General features: G+C 45.9%; 1 protein-coding gene and 1 pseudogene. Both read right to left on the bottom strand.

Going from position 1 to position 678, the window contains the following annotated elements; genetic code table 11:
- A partial coding sequence (locus A3766_RS05830) for a cell division protein FtsQ/DivIB (protein ID WP_156508721.1) occupies positions 1–398 on the bottom strand: 398 nt, incomplete at its 3' end.
- Positions 399–678: pseudogene (locus A3766_RS05825) on the bottom strand (hypothetical protein); the annotation flags it as partial.

Below are 678 nucleotides of genomic sequence, written 5' to 3'. Positions count from 1 at the left end.
TGACTCACCGCAACTTGTTCATTTATTAGCAGCTTGATTTCGCCCGGCCAGACTCTACTCACAGTCGCACTGTTAACCCAGGCCAAGCCCTCTACTCGTGTTTGAACGTCTTTTAAGTCAGTCGCTATAAATCCGGCGCCGACTAAACCACTCAACGCTTGTGTCACTTCACTTTCGTTCAGATAAGAAAACGCGCCTGTTACCTTGATCGATGAGATAGGGTGGTCAACTACTTGTATCAGACTGTCTCTTTTAGTCAGTAATACAAGTAGCGCTAAACAAATTAGCGTCACAGTTAGAACACGCTTGAGCACCAAAACAGTCTCTTCACGTACAGCGTTTCCTTCTGCCAACTGAGCGCCCTGCCCCATTACATGAATTGCAGCATTATGTGCCATCTAACTATCCCCTTTATCATTATTATTGTTCTTGCTTAAGCGCTTGTTTGTCACTGCTGACTTCAGTATTTCCAGTAGCAAATCATCAAACTCTAAACCTGAAGCTTTCGCGGCCATAGGAACCAGACTATNGCTGGTCATTCCTGGTATGGTGTTAACTTCTAACAACCAAAAGCGCCCTTTGCTATCGCGCATTACATCGACACGCCCCCAGCCAGAACAGCCTAAGGCACTAAATGCTCTTTCCGCCAAATTCCCCAGACTCTGCTCTTCTTCATCA

The organism is Oleiphilus sp. HI0132 (assembly GCF_001635845.1).
Note: the sequence above shows the minus strand (reverse complement) of the source record. Positions and strands in the feature narration are given on the sequence as shown.